This window comes from Corynebacterium sp. P3-F1, assembly GCF_030503635.1.
Lineage (GTDB): Bacteria > Actinomycetota > Actinomycetes > Mycobacteriales > Mycobacteriaceae > Corynebacterium.
The window spans coordinates 1,691,143-1,706,227 of record NZ_CP129965.1 but is presented as its reverse complement, the minus strand read 5'-3'; the positions used below and the strand labels follow the sequence as shown (position 1 = coordinate 1,706,227).

Annotated in this window: 19 protein-coding genes; 13 read left to right on the top strand and 6 right to left on the bottom strand. The window is 63.1% G+C overall.

Annotated elements, in window-relative coordinates:
• The first annotated feature begins 11 nt into the window (after positions 1-11).
• The 3 genes from QYQ98_RS08090 (at position 12) to QYQ98_RS08080 (ending at position 1,325) form a co-directional block, all read left to right on the top strand.
• Complete coding sequence (locus QYQ98_RS08090; RefSeq protein ID WP_302006355.1) at positions 12-347, top strand: helix-turn-helix transcriptional regulator; 336 nt, start codon at positions 12-14, stop codon at positions 345-347.
• 164 nt (positions 348-511) lie between these two features.
• Positions 512-1,045, top strand: a complete 534-nt coding sequence (locus QYQ98_RS08085; RefSeq protein WP_302006354.1) for a hypothetical protein — start codon at positions 512-514, stop codon at positions 1,043-1,045.
• Positions 1,046-1,088: 43 nt separating this feature from the next.
• The gene (locus QYQ98_RS08080) at positions 1,089-1,325 is read left to right on the top strand and encodes a hypothetical protein (protein WP_302006353.1); all 237 of its coding nucleotides are present in this window, start codon (positions 1,089-1,091) and stop codon (positions 1,323-1,325) included.
• Positions 1,326-1,578: 253 nt separating this feature from the next.
• On the opposite strand, the gene QYQ98_RS08075 is transcribed toward QYQ98_RS08080, so the two are convergent.
• Positions 1,579-1,917 (bottom strand): hypothetical protein, encoded by a 339-nt coding sequence (locus QYQ98_RS08075; RefSeq protein WP_302006352.1) that lies wholly within the window; start codon positions 1,915-1,917, stop codon positions 1,579-1,581.
• 158 nt (positions 1,918-2,075) lie between these two features.
• Here QYQ98_RS08075 and QYQ98_RS08070 point away from each other — a divergent pair, with 158 nt between their 5' ends.
• Together QYQ98_RS08070 and QYQ98_RS08065 are read left to right on the top strand one after the other, a co-directional pair.
• Complete coding sequence (locus tag QYQ98_RS08070; protein ID WP_302006351.1) at positions 2,076-3,209, top strand: ATP-binding protein; 1,134 nt, start codon at positions 2,076-2,078, stop codon at positions 3,207-3,209.
• Between the two features lie 235 nt (positions 3,210-3,444).
• Positions 3,445-3,681 carry a restriction endonuclease gene (locus tag QYQ98_RS08065; RefSeq protein ID WP_302006350.1) on the top strand — a complete coding sequence of 79 codons (237 nt, stop codon included), beginning with the start codon at positions 3,445-3,447 and terminating at the stop codon, positions 3,679-3,681.
• On the opposite strand, the gene QYQ98_RS08060 is transcribed toward QYQ98_RS08065, so the two are convergent.
• From QYQ98_RS08060 to QYQ98_RS08050, 3 genes are all read right to left on the bottom strand, one after another.
• On the bottom strand, positions 3,670-4,815 hold the full coding sequence (locus QYQ98_RS08060) for a type II toxin-antitoxin system HipA family toxin (protein ID WP_302006349.1): 1,146 nt from the start codon (positions 4,813-4,815) through the stop codon (positions 3,670-3,672). The two genes, QYQ98_RS08065 and QYQ98_RS08060, sit on opposite strands and share 12 nt — an antisense overlap.
• A complete protein-coding gene (locus tag QYQ98_RS08055; protein ID WP_302007737.1) occupies positions 4,812-5,012 on the bottom strand; it encodes a helix-turn-helix transcriptional regulator in 201 nt (66 codons plus the stop codon). The genes QYQ98_RS08060 and QYQ98_RS08055 overlap by 4 nt, the downstream gene beginning before the upstream one ends.
• A 266-nt stretch (positions 5,013-5,278) precedes the next feature.
• A complete protein-coding gene (locus tag QYQ98_RS08050; protein ID WP_302006348.1) occupies positions 5,279-5,638 on the bottom strand; it encodes a DUF2200 family protein in 360 nt (119 codons plus the stop codon).
• Between the two features lie 264 nt (positions 5,639-5,902).
• Between QYQ98_RS08050 and QYQ98_RS08045 the strand changes: the two genes are divergently transcribed.
• On the top strand, positions 5,903-7,279 hold the full coding sequence (locus QYQ98_RS08045; RefSeq protein WP_302006347.1) for an esterase-like activity of phytase family protein: 1,377 nt from the start codon (positions 5,903-5,905) through the stop codon (positions 7,277-7,279).
• Positions 7,280-7,328: 49 nt separating this feature from the next.
• On the opposite strand, the gene QYQ98_RS08040 is transcribed toward QYQ98_RS08045, so the two are convergent.
• On the bottom strand, positions 7,329-8,753 hold the full coding sequence (locus tag QYQ98_RS08040; protein WP_302006346.1) for an aromatic amino acid transport family protein: 1,425 nt from the start codon (positions 8,751-8,753) through the stop codon (positions 7,329-7,331).
• A 242-nt stretch (positions 8,754-8,995) separates the two neighbouring features.
• On the opposite strand from QYQ98_RS08040, the gene QYQ98_RS08035 reads away from it, so the two are divergent.
• The 7 genes from QYQ98_RS08035 (at position 8,996) to QYQ98_RS08005 (ending at position 13,681) form a co-directional block, all read left to right on the top strand.
• Positions 8,996-9,196 carry a hypothetical protein gene (locus QYQ98_RS08035; protein WP_302006345.1) on the top strand — a complete coding sequence of 67 codons (201 nt, stop codon included), beginning with the start codon at positions 8,996-8,998 and terminating at the stop codon, positions 9,194-9,196.
• Positions 9,197-9,229: 33 nt separating this feature from the next.
• The gene (locus QYQ98_RS08030; protein WP_302006344.1) at positions 9,230-9,940 is read left to right on the top strand and encodes a hypothetical protein; all 711 of its coding nucleotides are present in this window, start codon (positions 9,230-9,232) and stop codon (positions 9,938-9,940) included.
• A 91-nt stretch (positions 9,941-10,031) separates the two neighbouring features.
• Positions 10,032-10,742, top strand: coding sequence for a hypothetical protein (locus tag QYQ98_RS08025; protein WP_302006343.1), 711 nt, complete (start codon positions 10,032-10,034; stop codon positions 10,740-10,742).
• Positions 10,743-10,919: 177 nt separating this feature from the next.
• The gene (locus tag QYQ98_RS08020; RefSeq protein WP_302006342.1) at positions 10,920-12,437 is read left to right on the top strand and encodes an acyl-CoA carboxylase subunit beta; all 1,518 of its coding nucleotides are present in this window, start codon (positions 10,920-10,922) and stop codon (positions 12,435-12,437) included.
• 14 nt (positions 12,438-12,451) lie between these two features.
• Positions 12,452-12,658, top strand: coding sequence for an acyl-CoA carboxylase subunit epsilon (locus QYQ98_RS08015; protein ID WP_302006341.1), 207 nt, complete (start codon positions 12,452-12,454; stop codon positions 12,656-12,658).
• Between the two features lie 16 nt (positions 12,659-12,674).
• On the top strand, positions 12,675-13,265 hold the full coding sequence (locus QYQ98_RS08010) for a nucleoside triphosphate pyrophosphatase (protein ID WP_302006340.1): 591 nt from the start codon (positions 12,675-12,677) through the stop codon (positions 13,263-13,265).
• Positions 13,266-13,285: 20 nt separating this feature from the next.
• A complete protein-coding gene (locus QYQ98_RS08005; protein ID WP_302006339.1) occupies positions 13,286-13,681 on the top strand; it encodes a hypothetical protein in 396 nt (131 codons plus the stop codon).
• 347 nt (positions 13,682-14,028) lie between these two features.
• Here the strand turns inward: QYQ98_RS08005 and QYQ98_RS08000 are convergent, their stop codons facing one another.
• On the bottom strand, positions 14,029-15,018 hold the full coding sequence (locus QYQ98_RS08000; RefSeq protein WP_302006338.1) for a DUF4282 domain-containing protein: 990 nt from the start codon (positions 15,016-15,018) through the stop codon (positions 14,029-14,031).
• Between the last annotated feature and the right edge of the window lie 67 nt (positions 15,019-15,085).

The following is a 15,085-nucleotide window of genomic DNA, read 5'->3' as shown; positions in this document are numbered from 1 at the left end:
AGGTAGAGAACATGACGGACACGCACACTCCCCCAACAGACTGCTGCTCCCTGGGCGCGGGACTGCTGTCGGAGGACGAAGCCGCACACTACGCAGCACTCTTCAAAGTGCTGGCGGACCCGGCGCGCCTCCGGCTACTCTCCCAACTCGCCGAGGACGGCTCCGGCCCCATCAGCGTCTCCGAGCTGGCCAACCAGTCCGGGTTGAGCCAGCCCACAGTTTCCCACCACCTGAAGAAGCTGACCGAAGCCGGCCTCCTCCACAAGACCCGGCACGGAAAAACAGTCACCCACGAGGTCTGCCCCGCACCGTTCGCCGAACTGCGCACAGTCCTTCAGATGGACTAGCCGCCCGGACGAACGAGCGCTCCCGCCCCTGCCCCGCCCCCGGGTGTGCACGAAGGTACCCAATCCCAGCACTTGAGTTCCTCACCTGCGGTTACGGCGAACACTCCCCCATCGGCGGGGGTAACGTCCCCTGTGTTCCATCCACTCGGACCACAGGAGAAACCATGCACCTTCGTCGTCTCAGCGTGGCTGCACTGGCCGCCGCGATCGCATTCCCCGCTGCTTTGCCGGCGGCCAATGCGGTACCCATCCAGCACCAGTCGTCCCAAGCAAATTCCAACGCCATGCTCTTTGGCAAGCCGGGCGAGAACGCCCGAAAAGTGGCGACTATCCCCAACGCCAACGGCCTGGAGTTCTCCCTCGAGCGCGGCGACAAGCTCGAACTTGAGGGCGACACGGTCAGCGTCGTCGACGAAGAGGGCGACACGCTCATCAGCGTCGCACCCGAGCTCCCCGACAACATGACCCTCTGGCTGGACGAGGAGAACAATGAAGTCTTCGCCGTCCAGTCCGGCATCGCTTTCCGTGGTTGCACGAACAACAAGTGGGTCAAGTGGGGTATCCAAGGTGCCTGGGACGGTCTAGTGTGCTTGCCCGCCACCGTCGCGTCCTCGCCCGGGTCTCCTCTCGTCCAAGGTGCGGTGGCCACGGGGTGCCACACCGTTGGTTCCGGTCTAGTGACGGCTGCGAGCTGCTGATATGACTACTCCTAAACCTCAATCAGCCCAGGAGCGAACCGGTATGAGCTGGCTTCTGTCCATCGTTATCGCAGCTATCTTCACCCTCGACCCAGCCCTGTTCAGTGACGAGCACGTCCCCTACTGGGCATACGGCCTGAAGTTCCTCGCCTTGCTGGCCGCGATCTACACCGTGAGCCGCTTCGCCGCCCAACCGAAAGACCGCAAGAACCTGCTCACGCTAGCGCTCATCTCGGCAGCGCTGATCATCGCCTGCGTCGTCGCCTTCGTCGTCCTCTAGCCAACCCCGAGCCTCCCAACCAACAAGACCCCAGGGACTCCGCACTGCGGAGTTCCTGGGGTTTTGCGTGTGGCACCACATTCCCACAGATCACCCAAATAACCGAGCGGTCTACATATCAAGCCCGCAGATGAATTTAAACTTTCGCCAAGACCGACGAACGCTTCACCGAGTTGATGAAGCTCCAAGCCACCTACATCTGGGACACCTCCGGTAAATTCCCCGGCACCATCCCCACCGTTTGGATCATGAACTACCTCCAGGCCCAGCACTTCGACTCCGCGACGGAGAGCTCCGCTTGGCACAGCGGGACCGGAGTTTGGCGCAGTGTCGTCTCCAACCACAGCCGCGTAGTCCGGTAGCACGGCGAGTGGTCCGGTACTACCTCGACCTTGGCGGGGTCGAACACCTCTACATCGTCGATCGCCGTGTAGAAACTCGCCGTTGTGTTACGCACGTAATCCGACAGTCCACGCACTTTGAGCAGGTAACCGTCCACAGACTGGGTCACGTGCGTAATGAGCCAGAGCTCATCGCGCACACGGACCATGAGGCCCGGCGCGAATGCAGTTGACGATGCAAGGGTAGTCATACGTTCGAGGGTACTGTCGCTCGAGAAGGACAGAGGTAATCGCCGACGGCCTCGCCTTTAGTCCTCGGTTTGCGGCGGAGAGGCCGGCCAGGATGGGGAAAGTATCAAATTATCAATCACACCCACTTATCAAACTATCAATCCGCTAAGCTGTCCTCATGGCTGAGCTGACGCAATCGACTAACCCGTTCCGCCCCACCTTCGGCGCGAGCCCCCTCGTGTGGGCGGGCCGGCACACGGTGCTGACTAACTTTGAAAAGTCGCTGCTGGGCTCCCCCGGCAACCCGGACCGCTCGATCATTCTGTCGGGCTCGAGAGGCATCGGCAAGACGGTGCTCCTCAGTGAGGTCGAGGATATCGCGCGCCGGACTGGCTGGGTCGTGTTACGACTGTCCGCCCGCGAGGGGATGGCGCAGTTACTCACGGAGTCGATCATTCCCGAGGCGCTCGACCAGCTCAAAGACACCCCGAAACGAAAAATCACCGGTTTCAACGTCGCCGGCATCGGCGGGGTGCGCACGAAGATGAACGAGCCGGACATCGCGCCGCGGTTAGTCAGTAAGCTCCGCGAGTTGCTGGACACTCTCGACGGAACCGGTGTGCTCATCACCATCGACGAGATTCAGGACGTCCACGCCGACGACCTCACCGAAGTTGCGGTCGCCTTCCAGGACCTCGTGCGTGATGACGCACCGATCGCCATCGCCATGGCCGGACTCACCGTCGGCATCAACCGGCTCCTCGATCTTCCCGGCGCGACATTCCTTCGCCGCGCCCGCCGCTACGACTTGGGCCCGCTCACGCTTGAGGACGCCCGATCCAACCTCGTAGAGACCGCCAAAAACTCCGGCAAAGAGTTCTTCGCCGACGCGGCCGACCATGCCGCCGAGTTCACGCAGGGTTACCCGTACCTCGTCCAGCTCATTGGCTACCTGGCGTGGGACCTTGCTGACGTGAACATCACAGCTTCGGATGTCGCGGTGGCGCGGCCGGAAGCGGCGCGGATGCTGGGGTTGCATGTGCACCAGCCGTCCATACGCGATGTGCCCGGGCGTCAGCGCGAATTCCTCGACGCGATGGCGACGCTTGAGGCGAACTCAGTGAACGGCGAGGTGATGATCAACCAGATTGCCAGTGCGCTCGGCCGCAAGATCAATGAGGTGTCAGACTCGCGCGCGAAGCTGATCGAGCGCGACCTGATCATTCCCGCCGGCTACGGCAAACTCGAGTTCGCGCAGCCCTACCTCGGGGACTACCTGCGCAACGAGGAACGCCCGATCCGGGTGCAGTGATCCGGAGCTCAGGCGTCAGAGATTGGCTATTGCTGCGCAGATCTCCGGATCCGTGATGTACCCCCGTCGCAACCCCACTGAGCTTGAAGCTCACCCGAGCGTCTATCACCCAACTGGCGTGTCAGAAGAATACGAACCGTGTTGTTTCCAGCGATACTGGTCCCATGTCTACGTTCGGTAAAGTCCTCGACCAATTGCGGGAAAACCAACCCCAAGCCAAATACGGTAGAAGCTCATGGTGAACTTCTTCAAGACGGATCCGACGCTTTCCGCGCAGTTCGACGAGGTTTACCGCTGGGACAAGTGGCCCTATAACGGCGGCAGCACCGACTCAGGTATCGACCTAGTAGCACGACGTAAAGATGACGGACGATGGGTCGCGATCCAAGCGAAGTTCTACAAACCCACCACAAGCATTCAGAAACTCGTAGAAGTGATTGAGCGCGCAGGTGAGAAAAATTCATGCCCATAAATCGCGGCGTTTTGCCAGCACGCGCCGTAGGTCTCGGGCACGCCGGGGGTCGAAGTCCGTGGCGGAGATGATCCGCTCCGCTGCTCCTTCGGTCACGCGCAATGCCGTGGCCATGACACGTTCGACGGCGCGTTCCGGCAGCCCGATCTCTGCACAGAAAGCGCGGAAAATCCTGCCGCTGATGTTGTCCTTTCTGCCCTGTACCGACAGAGCCATTGAGGTGTCGCCGTACGGGAGAGTGGAGGGGATGTCGTAGATGGGAGCAACCTCGACAGTCGCTCCGCGCCAGATCATGGAGATGTTTTTTGCGTGCAAGTCGCCGTTTCCGGTCAGCCATGCAAACGCCGTCTGAAAGGCAACCGAGCGGGCCGTTAGGCTGGGCGAGGAACTGACGCTCATGAGCGCCCAGGCAACATCCTCCATCGTGGGGTCATATTTTCCGCTCGGGTACAACCCCATGATTTGCGCCGCATCCTCAACGTGGAGACGGGTGGCGCCATCACGGTCGAAACGGGTGATCAAGAGACCGGGGCGCTGGTGGACGTCGTAAAGCAACTGCGCCTCGGCAAGCGGGTACCCTGCGGATTTCGCAATGTCGAAGCAGGCCTTTTCGTTCTCTACGAGTTGCGGGTACTCCGGCGGCGAGACTTTCAGAATGTAGTCACGGCTCTGGCCTCGCACGGGTGCCGCGATGGTACGTGCCGACGCTTTGTCCTGGACACCAGGGACTGCAATGGGGTCTGCAATGCCGGCACGGGCGAGGGCGGCGGAAAAATCGAGTTCGCCGTCGAGATCGATGGCTGCTGTCGTGGGACTCGGCGTCTGCCCGTGCGGGAGGACGCTCACGTTGCCGATCGTGTCGCTACCGACGGCAAGAAGAAGCGCGAGTTCATCATCCAGAGATGCCTTCACAGATCGCTTTAACGTGGAGAGCCTACGCCCCTCCGGGAGAAGGTTGGTGAAAAACGGGGGAAGGGCGCCACCCGCGGCAACGTAGGGTCCACCCGCGATTGGTAGTGTCGTCGCTACAGCACTTCCCGCTGATTCAACGTACGCGAACTCCACGGAGCCGCTGCCGCGCTTGGAAAAATGACCTACCAGCTCATTACCTACGTAGACGTCCGCGGCGATCACAATGCGCTACCCCTGTGCACCGCGGGTTCGAGATCATATCCAAGCACCGCGAGCACATCGATGACTTTTCCAATCTCAGCAGATGGTTTGCCATGCTCCAGCTCGCGTAGGAAGCGGTCCGAAACCTCCGCGAGCTCTGCGACATCCAGCTGTGTTAGCCCACGGTCCTTACGCTGCTGACGCACGAACGCGCCCAAGGCCGCAGTGTCCAAAGGCGCTCTCCTAACGGATCGATCGTTCCGGAATCTTCACTCGACACCTCATCGTACACATCAAGTCCGATAATTCGGTGCGAACGTTCCTTTTTGTTGCGCTTTAACGTCAATTCGTCCTGTCGGATCAAGATTTTCGGTCCGTTCGTTCCGCAAGTGGTTGAGCGCGCCCGTGACCTGAACGTGCGCATCGCGAAGTTTGGGCGAGCGGTGGGGACTGTGACGCTGGTACTGCCTAGCCCCGGAGGTGCCTAACCCCGCTTGATGCTGGTGATTTTCTTGCCGCGGGCCAGTTCGTCCACGAGCAGGTCCATCCGGCGGATTTTGCGCATCAGCTCGTCGTCGACGTCCTCCACGCGGACCCCGCACACCTTGCCGGTGATCAGGTCCTCATTCGCGTTCAGCGTCACCCCGTCGAAGAAATCGCGCAGCGTCTTCTCCGACGCAACCGCCGCATGCAGCTCGTCGGGGCTAAGGCCCGTGAACCAGCCCAAGACGTCGTCAAGTTCCTCCTTCGAGTGTCCCTTGCGCTCGACCTTGGCCACGTAGTTGCCGTAGATATCCCCGAAGCTATAGCCGAACACCCGCTCCAACTTCGCTTGCTCGTCCATCGCGGCCTCCTCGCGGCAGCCCTGTTGTCCGTCTTATCTTGGTCAGCGTGTCCCCAACGTACTCGAGATGCGGACTAGAGATCGGCCACTGCCGCGCACAGATCTGGGTCCGTGATGTAGCCCTACTGACACCCCCACTACGTGCTGGTGATCGCGCTGGTCTTGATCAACGCCGGTTCACCGAGCGGTGCCCGCGAATGTGCGCTTTCATGGAGGTGGATACGCCTTTCCCCTGCCTCACCGCCGCCAAAGGAGTCCCCCGCCATGTCGCTTTCCTCGTCCCGCCGCCCGGTGCGCGCCGCGATCGCCGTCGCCACTTCTCTCTCGCTCACTGTTGCTGGCGTGCCGGCCGTGGCAAACGCGGGTGCGCCGGCGCAGCCGAGAAATGTTGCTATCACCTCCCGGGATGACGTCGTGCGTGTCCTCGAGGGCGCGTGGACCGGCTCGAACAATCCGGCGGATCTGCTGCGCCAGGAGTTCAACGTCAACGGAGTGAAGGTCACGGGCGCGGCTGCGCTGGCGGGCGCGCTGGGTGCCTTGGCGGCGTTCGGCGCAGTTAGCGCGGTGGTGATCAACGCCATCGTTAACGCGGTGACCGGCAATGCCGGTAAGGGGCTGTCAAGCGGGTCGGGCCCTTCGGAGCCGTCGAAAAGCGCCCCTGCCCCCGGCGAGCAGGCACACGCGCAGGCCGAGTACATCAACCGCTTCGACTTCACCGCAGTGCGCCCTGATAAGACGATGGGCGGATTCAGCGGCATCGACCAGGTGAAACCGGGCGAGTACCTGGTCATCTCCGATGACAAGAACGAGCACGGCCCGATCCGCGCATACCGCTTCACCTCCCCCGACCTGAAGACCTTCACGCCCGTCGGTGAGATTCACTTCACACGGCCCGACGGCTCCCCCTACACCGACTACATCGACGCCGAGGAGATCCGCGTCCTCCCCAACGGCAACCTTCTGTGGACCACGGAAGGCAAAGCCAAGTGGGGTGACGTCGTCCCGCCGCAGATCATCGAGTCCACCGCCGACGGCAAGGAGATCCGGCGCATCAACCCGCCCGCCTACCACGTCCCCGACGGGCGAAAGAAGCGCGGCGTCCACGACAACAACGGCCCCGAGGCGATGGCATTGCTTGCCGACGGCCACACCATCGTCACCGTCGAAGAAAACGCGCTGGCACAAGACGGCCACAAGAACGACGACAAGCACTCCTCGCTCAACCGCGTCACCTTCTACGACCTTGAATCCGGCACGCCGACAAAAGAGTACGTCGTCCGCGTCAACGCCGGACGCGGCGCAGTGTCGCTGCTTGCCGACGAAGAAGACAACCTCTACCTCCTCGAACGCGGCTTCTTCAAGAACTTGGGCAAAAACGGTGAGAACAAGGCGGAGATCTACAAACTCGATCTCACCGGCGCTGACGATGTCTTGGGCACCGAAGCTCTCGCCGGCTCCGAGCACACCGTGGCAAAGCAGCTCGTCTTCGACTTCAGCACCGTCAAACGCCACCCCGACAACGTCGAAGGCATCGCGTGGGGTCCGCGTGACGCAGACGGCCGCCGCCCGCTTGTCGCCGTGACCGACGACAACTTCAGCGACAAGCAGGCGACGCTGTTCCACACCCTGCTTCTTCCCTAACCCGCATGCATGCGATGTGCTGGGCCGCCGCTGCGGTGACTCGGCGCTGTCACCGCACCATGTCCCAGATAGTCACGCCGACGATGAGGACGCCCATGACGCCCACGAAAATGGTGTCGGGGCGGTTGGCGTAGTGCTTGTACGCGGTGGCTTTGCGGAAGAGCAGCGTGGGCACGATGTACACGAGGAACGCGACGAAGACGCCGCCGACGACGGAGATCAGCGTCATGATCGACGGGTTGAACACCGCGATGAGCGTGCCGGTGACAAAGACGAAGACGTTGATCACCCAGCGCAAGGTGTTCTCGCTAACGCGCTGAGCGAAATTCGGTGCGGCGACGCGCAGCAGGTAGGTCGTGCCTTCCTCCGTGCCCATCATGTGGCCGAAATAGGAGGAGGCGATCGCGCAGATGGCCACGATGGGGCTCAACCATGCCATGAGCGGCGTGCCTGTCTCATTAGCCAGATGGGACAGCACCGGGATATTCTGCTCCGCGGCGGCGTCCAGGCCGTCCGCACCGAGTGCGAACGCGCACGACCAGACGAAGAACATGGTGAACAGCACCAGCGCTGCCGCGGCGATCAGCTCGATCGTGGTCACGTCCTTCTCCGTCTTCGCCACATCGCCGTCATGCTTCTTCTGCACGTCCAGAACGAACTGCGAGAGCGCCGCCATGTGGCTGAAGGAGAAGACCAGGACCGGCAGGATCAGCAGCAGCGACTGCCAGATCGGGGTGTCCGACTCGTACGACATGAAGCTCTGCACGTCCCAGCGCGGAATGAGGTAGAACGACACACCCGCCAGCGCCACGATCAGCGGGTAGACGAGAAAATTGGCCATCGCCAGCGTCGCCTTCTGCCCGAACGCGAATGCGCCGGTGAGAATGCCCACGCAGATCGGTGCCAGCACCCACCGGCTGATCTCTGGGCCGCCGAACTGGTTGGCGATGAAGCTGTCGATGGTGTTGGTGATGGACACGCCGTAAATTAGCACCGTGGGGTACACAGCCAGCCAGTACACCAGGGCGGTGATGAATCCCCGCGTGCGCCCCGTCAGCGCCGTGACCACCTGCAGCACGTCCATTCCCGGGATCGGCGAGCCGGAGACGATACGCGCGTACGTGCGGTGGGAGAAGAACACCAGCGGGCCGATGAACAAGGTGGCGGCGAGCAACGGCCAGAACCCGAATGTGCCGGCGTCCAGCGGCAGGAATAGGATGCCCGCGCCGACGGCGGTGCCGAACAGCGTCAGCGCCCAGGACATCACCGAGCCGTCGGGGACATCGTTGCTCCCCGCCTGCTCCTCGATGTACTCCCGGTCGGCGTCCGAGAGATGGCCCATCTCGAATTCTTCGCGGGCCTGCTCGAGGTGCTCCTCGCTGTGCAGCTCCGGCAGATCACCAGTGGTGTCTGCCGGGCTGACTGTGCTGTCTGAGGACGTATTCGGGGTGGGTGTGCCGGAGGCAGTGGACATGAGCGGCCTTTCGTGGGAATGCTCTGTAGCTTCGTGGCTTCGTTCAACAGTAGGCCTGCACTGCCCCGATTCCTGCTTTGCCCACGTAATATGCGGATATTATTGTGCGCGCGGTTTGCGCTGACCTGCTGCAAGGGGCGTTTGCGACAAAGCAATAGCGATCCGTGTGCGGCCGTTCACATCGACCACCCCGTCGACTAACTTTTGTGACGTGAAACACACACGCATGACAGAAATCGCAAGTGGAAGCAGTGAAGAAGGTCGAGGAAGACACCGTGGAATTCTCCTGGGGTGAGCGCGGCGAGACCACTGCCGCGGGCATCACCGACCATTACACCGTGACGCTGCAGGCTAAAGACAACACCCTCGTCCCTGTGGGTGGCGACACCAAGAAATTCACGGACATGTGGAATTACCCCGAGCAATATCTGCTTGGCCACTGATAACACCTGTGTGGGCGGTCTATTCTTAGCCCTATGACATCCCGTTTCCGCGCCACGCTAGTGTGCCTGCCCCTCGCCGCGGTGTTGGTCACCGGCTGCTCCAATTCCGAGAATCTCGCCGAGCCGGCGATGAACACCGTCGCGCCACCGTCGACTGCTGATTCTGCCGCCGACAGCAACGACGACGTGGTCACCGGGGTGGTGACGAAGGAGGCACCGGCTGATGAGGGGAAGGGTGAGAAGCCGGCGAAGAAGAAGTCCCCGCAGAAGTGCGCCTCTCTGCCCAAGGATCCGCGCGATCAGTACCCAGACGGCGGAGCGCCCGGGCGCATGCCGGCGGTGGATGCCGGCGACTACAACTACTGGATCGCCGATATTGAGAACCACTACGACCCCTGCGCGCCTGTCAGCTGGATCATCTTCCACGGCGAGACCGGCTGGCCCGACGGGCCCGCCAATACGGCAGCCGCACGCGCAGACGGCATCGCCTTCTACATTGACGGCGTCCCCGATGAGGAGGCGCGCCTCTTCACCGCCATCGAGGATGTGAGTCTCAACGGCGATGAGATCGAATTCTCCTGGGGTGAACGTACCCGCACCACTGTCGAAGGCATCACCGCGCACTACTCGGTGACGCTGTCTGCAGCCAGCGGCGCGATTGAAGCCATCGACGGCGACATCAGCGAGTTCAACCGCTCGTGGGATGAGTCGCAGAACCAGTACATGCTGGGCACCTACGACTAACCGCCAGCGACTAACCGCCAGATCCCTCGCACTGACCTGCCACCATCTATTCGGGCCCGGTTCCGGACCAGCAGGTCTACACTCCGTGAGTATGAGATCCACCCGCGCTTCTGTTCTCGCTTCCTTAGCCGCTGTTGCGACCCTTGCCGCCGGCTGCTCCTCAGAGAACCTGGCGGAGCCTGAACCAGGCCCGGCAATGAGCACTGTCGCGGCGCCGTCAGCTGAGGATTCCGCAGAAGACGAGGCAGTCACCGAGACGGCGACCAAGGAAGCGCCGGCAGAGAAGGAAGAGAAGCCGGAGAAGAAGCCCAAGGAGAAGTGCGCGTCCCTGCCGAAGGACCCGCGCGACCAATACCCGGACGGCTCGTCGCCCGGGCGAATGCCGGCGGAGAATTGGGACGACTACAACTTCTGGATCGGCAACCGCGGAATCGAGAACCATTACGACCCGTGCGCACCAATCAGCTGGATCATCTTCCGCGGCGGGCTGGGCGATGCCGACCACCCGGCGCAAACCGGCGCGTCGATGACCAACGGTATCGCGTTCTACATCAACGGCGAACCCGTCGACGAGATGACCTTGTTCACCCAAGTCGAGGATGTCACGGCCAACTCGAACGGCACCGTCGACTTCACATGGGGCGAGCGCACACGTTCTACCGCCGAGGGCATCACCGCCCACTACACAGTCACCCTCGAGCCACGCGACGGCACAGTCGTGCCGCTGAGCGGCGACACGAGCGAATTCAGCAGGCAATGGGACGAACCGCGCAACAAATTCCTGCTCGGCCACTACGACTAATCGCAATCCGTCTAATCGCTGGCTGTCCCCCGCCCCGGCGCTTCACCTCGCGGGGGCGTGGGAAAGGTGGGGCAGGTGCGGCGTCGATAAGCGAGCGTGCGAAACATCGGGGACGCGCGGGCCGATAGGCGGTGTGGAACCTGATGACGCAACGTGTAGCCCGTAGAGTGGAGGCCTATGACCGACAAGAAGCCCGATTTGACCACGACCGCCGGCAAAATCGAGGACCTGCGCAACAGGCTCGCTGAATCGCGCGAGCCGATGGGCAGCGAGGCGACCCGGGCGGCGGGCGAAGCAGGGATCTCCACCGCACGCCAGCGCGTCGAGGCACTGTTGGACAACGACAGCTTCGTGGAAACGGACGCGCTCGCACGCCACCGCGTCGAAGAGCACGGCATGGGGCGCACCAAGCCAGCGACCGACGGCGTCATCACAGGCTACGGGCTTATCGACGGCCGACGCGTCGCCGTCTACTCCCACGACTCCTCCATTTTCGACGGTCAGATCGGTGAGGTGTACGCCGAGAAGATCCTGAAGATCTACGACTTGGCCATCAAGACCGGTGTCCCCGTGATTGCCATCCACGATTCCACCGGCGGACGCCTGCAGGAAGGCGTAGTCACCGCCGCGATGTCCGCGCGGATCCTGCGTAAGGCCACCGAAGCATCCGGCGTGGTGCCGCAGATCTCGGTTGTGGCCGGCGAAGTCGCGTCGCTGGCGGCGCTGCTCGTCCCCGTCAGCGACATCACCGTCATGGTGAAGGGCGCTACGATGCACCTGACATCCGTCAGCGCCGTGACCAAGGTAACCCGCCGCGTGGCCACCGCGAAATCGCTGGGCAGCTCTGACGTGCACTCTAAGGTCACCGGCATCGCGCAGCTGATCGCCCCGACCGACCTGGAGGCAATGTCGACGGTGCGCGACCTCGTCGCCTTCCTGCCGGAGAACAACCGCGCGGCCTCCCCCATCAACGAGAGCTCCACCAAGCCGGAGACCAGCGACCTGGACACCTTCATCCCCAACTCGGATGCGGAGTCCTACGACGTCCGCGAGATCATCACCCGCGTCACCGACAAGGGGCTCACCGAGCTCAGCCGCGGTTACGCCGACAACATCGTCACCGGCTTCGCGCACATTTCCGGCCGCGCCGTGGGCATTGTGGCCAACCAGCCGAGCGTTCTTGCCGGCTGCATCGACCACGCCGCCGCGCAAAAGGCCGCGCGCTTCATCCGCGTGTGCGATTCCTTCAACATTCCGATCGTCGAGTTCGTCGACTCCCCCGGCTTCTTCCCCTCCGAGGAGGAAGAGCACCTGGCCTCCGCCAAGTACGGGGCCTCCCTCGCCTTCGCCTACGCCGAGGCGCAGGTGGGCAAGATCACCGTGATCACCCGCCGCGCCATCGGCCCGTCCTACGTGACCATGGGCTCCAAGGACTTGGGCGCCGACATCGTGCTCGCGTGGCCGACCGCGCAGATCGCGCTCGCGGACGCCGCCACCGCCGCCGAGCTCCTCTCCGTCGACGCCGACGAGTATGCCCGCACCAACCTCACCCCGTACGTTGCCACCGAGCGCGGGCTTGTCGACGTTGTGATTGAGCCCTCCCAGACCCGCACCCAGATCCTCGAGGCCCTGCGCCTGCTGGAGCGCAAAGTGGTCTACGCCCTGCCGAAGAAGCACGGCAACATCCCACTGTAAGGAGGTCACCTGATATGTCCCAGCCCCTGTTCACCGTTGTCAAAGGCAACCCCACCGAAGCAGAACTCGCCGCGCTGACCCAGGTCCTCACCGACCTGCAGCAGGAGGCGAAGGCGCGCACCTCCGGCGGCCACCGCAACCTCTGGGGCCGCCCCACCCCGCGCGACCACGGCCCCGTTCTGTTCAACCCCTCCGCGTTCAACTCGCAGACCCTGTTCTAGATACGGCGGTTCGCCCATGCGCCTCGTTCTCGCTTCCCAGTCCCCGTCCCGGCGGATGATCTTGAACAACGCCGGCGTGGATCCCGTCCAGCACCCGGCGCACGTCGACGAGGACGCGATCATCGCCTCGCTTGTCGACGCTGCGCCTGCCTCCGTCGTCGCGTCCCTCGCCCGCGCCAAAGCCGATGCCGTCGCCCCTGAGTATCCGGACGACATCGTGGTCGGCTGCGATTCCATGCTGCTGATGAACGGCGAACTCCAGGGCAAGCCCCACACCATTGAAGAGACCATCCGCCGCTGGCAGGCCCAACGCGGCCAAACCGCCGAACTGGTCACCGGCCACGCCATCGGCTACCGCGGGCAGTGGGTCGTGGACACCGTGTCCACCCGCATCCACTTCGGTGATGCCTCCGACGCCGACATCGAGGCCTACGCTCGCTCCGGCGAGCCCCTCGAATGCGCCGGCGCCTTCACCCTAGAAGCCCTCGGCGGATGGTTCATCGACTCCATTGAAGGTGACCAGACCAGCGTCATCGGGTTGTCCCTGCCGCTGCTGCGGAAAGCCCTCTACTCCTTCGGTGTGAACGCCTCCGACCTGTGGCGTTAACAGCGCCTAGGCTGGGTCCCATGATTTTCGACCGCTCCGACCGCGATAACCGCTTCGCTCGCGCAGTGAAGAAATCCCTCGTCCCACTTCTCGGCGGAGCCGGTGCGCTGCATTTTCTCAAACCGGAACCCTTCGACGGAATCGTGCCGCCGCAACTGCCCGGCACCCAGCGCACCTACACCTACGTTTCGGGGGCTGCCGAACTCGCCACCGCCGCACTCCTGGCCAACCCGAAGACACGGCCGGCTGGTGGTTTCGCCGCGGCCTGCCTATTCACACTGGTGTGGCCGGGCAACATGTACATGGCCTACCTGTGGCGGGATGAACCCTGGCACAAACAACTCATCTCGCTGGGCCGTCTCCCGCTGCAAATCCCTCTCATCCATGCCGGTCTCGATATCGCCCGCGGTGTGTGAGCGTGAAGGGCCCGATCCGGATCCGGCGCGGCCCGAACTGGTCCTAGGCCCCGGTGCTGGCGCCGGCCTCGTTGCGGTGGGCGGGGTCGCGCTCGCGTCGATGTCGTCGGCCCCCGTCGATCCGGAACCTGCCCGGTGACCGCAGCACCAAAGCAAGGTCCTGGACCTGAGTGGTGCGCACCTTCTCCCGGTTCAAACCGCAAGCGCGTAAAACACGCTCGAGGTCTGCCGGAACCTCGACCGTCTCCGCTGCCTCATACCCCGTGGCCGGACACCGCTTTGGCAAACATAAGGCGCCGCCGTAGGCCACACTGGCCACCGGCGGCGCGGACGAGCGCTTCGAACGCTTACTTATCCTGCTCAGCGAGCTGGATAAGGCGCTGGTTCTGCTGCATGATCGTCTCGGAATTGTGGTACAAGCGGACGATTGAGATGAAGAACTCAAGCGTCACGCGGCCGAAGATAATGTTCAGCAGGGTCCACAGAGTGCCGAAGATGAGCCAGAGGAAGATAGCAATGAAGCCGACGCCGAAGGTGGCCACCGTGCCCACGATCGCGCCGACGAGACCCATGACCCAAATGACGGCCTGGGTGACAATCAGGATGATGTAGAGCGCCTTGGCAAAGTCGTCGGTGACAAAGTGGCGGAAGCTGAAATCGAACAGCGACGCGAAGAAGCTCTTCTGCTGCGGCTGGATCGGGCCACCGACAGGCTGGCCCGGGTAACCGACCTGGTAGTCGGAGCCGTACTGCGCGGGAGCGGCCGCCTGGTAGCCCTGCTCACCGAAACCGGTCTGTCCGGGCTGGACCTGGGCGGTCTGTGCAGTCTGGGTGGGCTGCGCAGCCGGGGCGGCCTGGGCCGACTGTGCCGGGTACGTGGTCTGGCCATAGGAGCCGAAGCCGAAAGCGTCCTGGCTCGAAGCGGCGCCAGTGGAAGACGAGGAGCTCGCTGCGGTGGAACCGGTGGAACCGGAGGCATCGGTGGTGCTCGAGCCGGTACCGGTCTGGCCGTCGATGCTCGCCGAGTCGGTGCCGTAGGAGCCAGTGCCGTACGAACCTGCACCGTAGGAGCCGGTGTCGTAGGAGCCGTTGCCGTAGGAACCGGTGGCAGGTGCGCCGAAGCCGGTGGAGCCGTACGCGCCGGAGGCGTTCTCGTCTGCCCCGGTGGAGCTGGAGCTGGCGGACGCCGCACCGTAGGAACCGAAGGAGTCAGCCGACCCGAACGAATCAGACGAACCGTAGGACGAGGTGCCTGTGCTCTCCGATCCGGAGGTGTTCGACGAGTTAGAGCCGCTGTCCTGGTTCGAGGAGTTCTCAGGGTTGTACGGGGTAGACATGCGTAATCCTTTACAAATCTTTCGCTGTTTCGACCATACGTAGTCTACGGTTCAGCTCGGAAAAGTG

Bases quoted from the DNA above. Each gene is read 5' to 3' on its own strand.
- QYQ98_RS08090 (WP_302006355.1), top strand. From the start codon at position 12: ATGACGGACACGCACACTCCCCCAACAGACTGCTGCTCCCTGGGCGCG.
- QYQ98_RS08085 (WP_302006354.1), top strand. From the start codon at position 512: ATGCACCTTCGTCGTCTCAGCGTGGCTGCACTGGCCGCCGCGATCGCA.
- QYQ98_RS08080 (WP_302006353.1), top strand. From the start codon at position 1,089: ATGAGCTGGCTTCTGTCCATCGTTATCGCAGCTATCTTCACCCTCGAC.
- QYQ98_RS08075 (WP_302006352.1), bottom strand. From the start codon at position 1,917: ATGACTACCCTTGCATCGTCAACTGCATTCGCGCCGGGCCTCATGGTC.
- QYQ98_RS08070 (WP_302006351.1), top strand. From the start codon at position 2,076: ATGGCTGAGCTGACGCAATCGACTAACCCGTTCCGCCCCACCTTCGGC.
- QYQ98_RS08065 (WP_302006350.1), top strand. From the start codon at position 3,445: ATGGTGAACTTCTTCAAGACGGATCCGACGCTTTCCGCGCAGTTCGAC.
- QYQ98_RS08050 (WP_302006348.1), bottom strand. From the start codon at position 5,638: ATGGACGAGCAAGCGAAGTTGGAGCGGGTGTTCGGCTATAGCTTCGGG.
- QYQ98_RS08045 (WP_302006347.1), top strand. From the start codon at position 5,903: ATGTCGCTTTCCTCGTCCCGCCGCCCGGTGCGCGCCGCGATCGCCGTC.
- QYQ98_RS08040 (WP_302006346.1), bottom strand. From the start codon at position 8,753: ATGTCCACTGCCTCCGGCACACCCACCCCGAATACGTCCTCAGACAGC.
- QYQ98_RS08030 (WP_302006344.1), top strand. From the start codon at position 9,230: ATGACATCCCGTTTCCGCGCCACGCTAGTGTGCCTGCCCCTCGCCGCG.
- QYQ98_RS08025 (WP_302006343.1), top strand. From the start codon at position 10,032: ATGAGATCCACCCGCGCTTCTGTTCTCGCTTCCTTAGCCGCTGTTGCG.
- QYQ98_RS08020 (WP_302006342.1), top strand. From the start codon at position 10,920: ATGACCGACAAGAAGCCCGATTTGACCACGACCGCCGGCAAAATCGAG.
- QYQ98_RS08015 (WP_302006341.1), top strand. From the start codon at position 12,452: ATGTCCCAGCCCCTGTTCACCGTTGTCAAAGGCAACCCCACCGAAGCA.
- QYQ98_RS08010 (WP_302006340.1), top strand. From the start codon at position 12,675: ATGCGCCTCGTTCTCGCTTCCCAGTCCCCGTCCCGGCGGATGATCTTG.
- QYQ98_RS08005 (WP_302006339.1), top strand. From the start codon at position 13,286: ATGATTTTCGACCGCTCCGACCGCGATAACCGCTTCGCTCGCGCAGTG.
- QYQ98_RS08000 (WP_302006338.1), bottom strand. From the start codon at position 15,018: ATGTCTACCCCGTACAACCCTGAGAACTCCTCGAACCAGGACAGCGGC.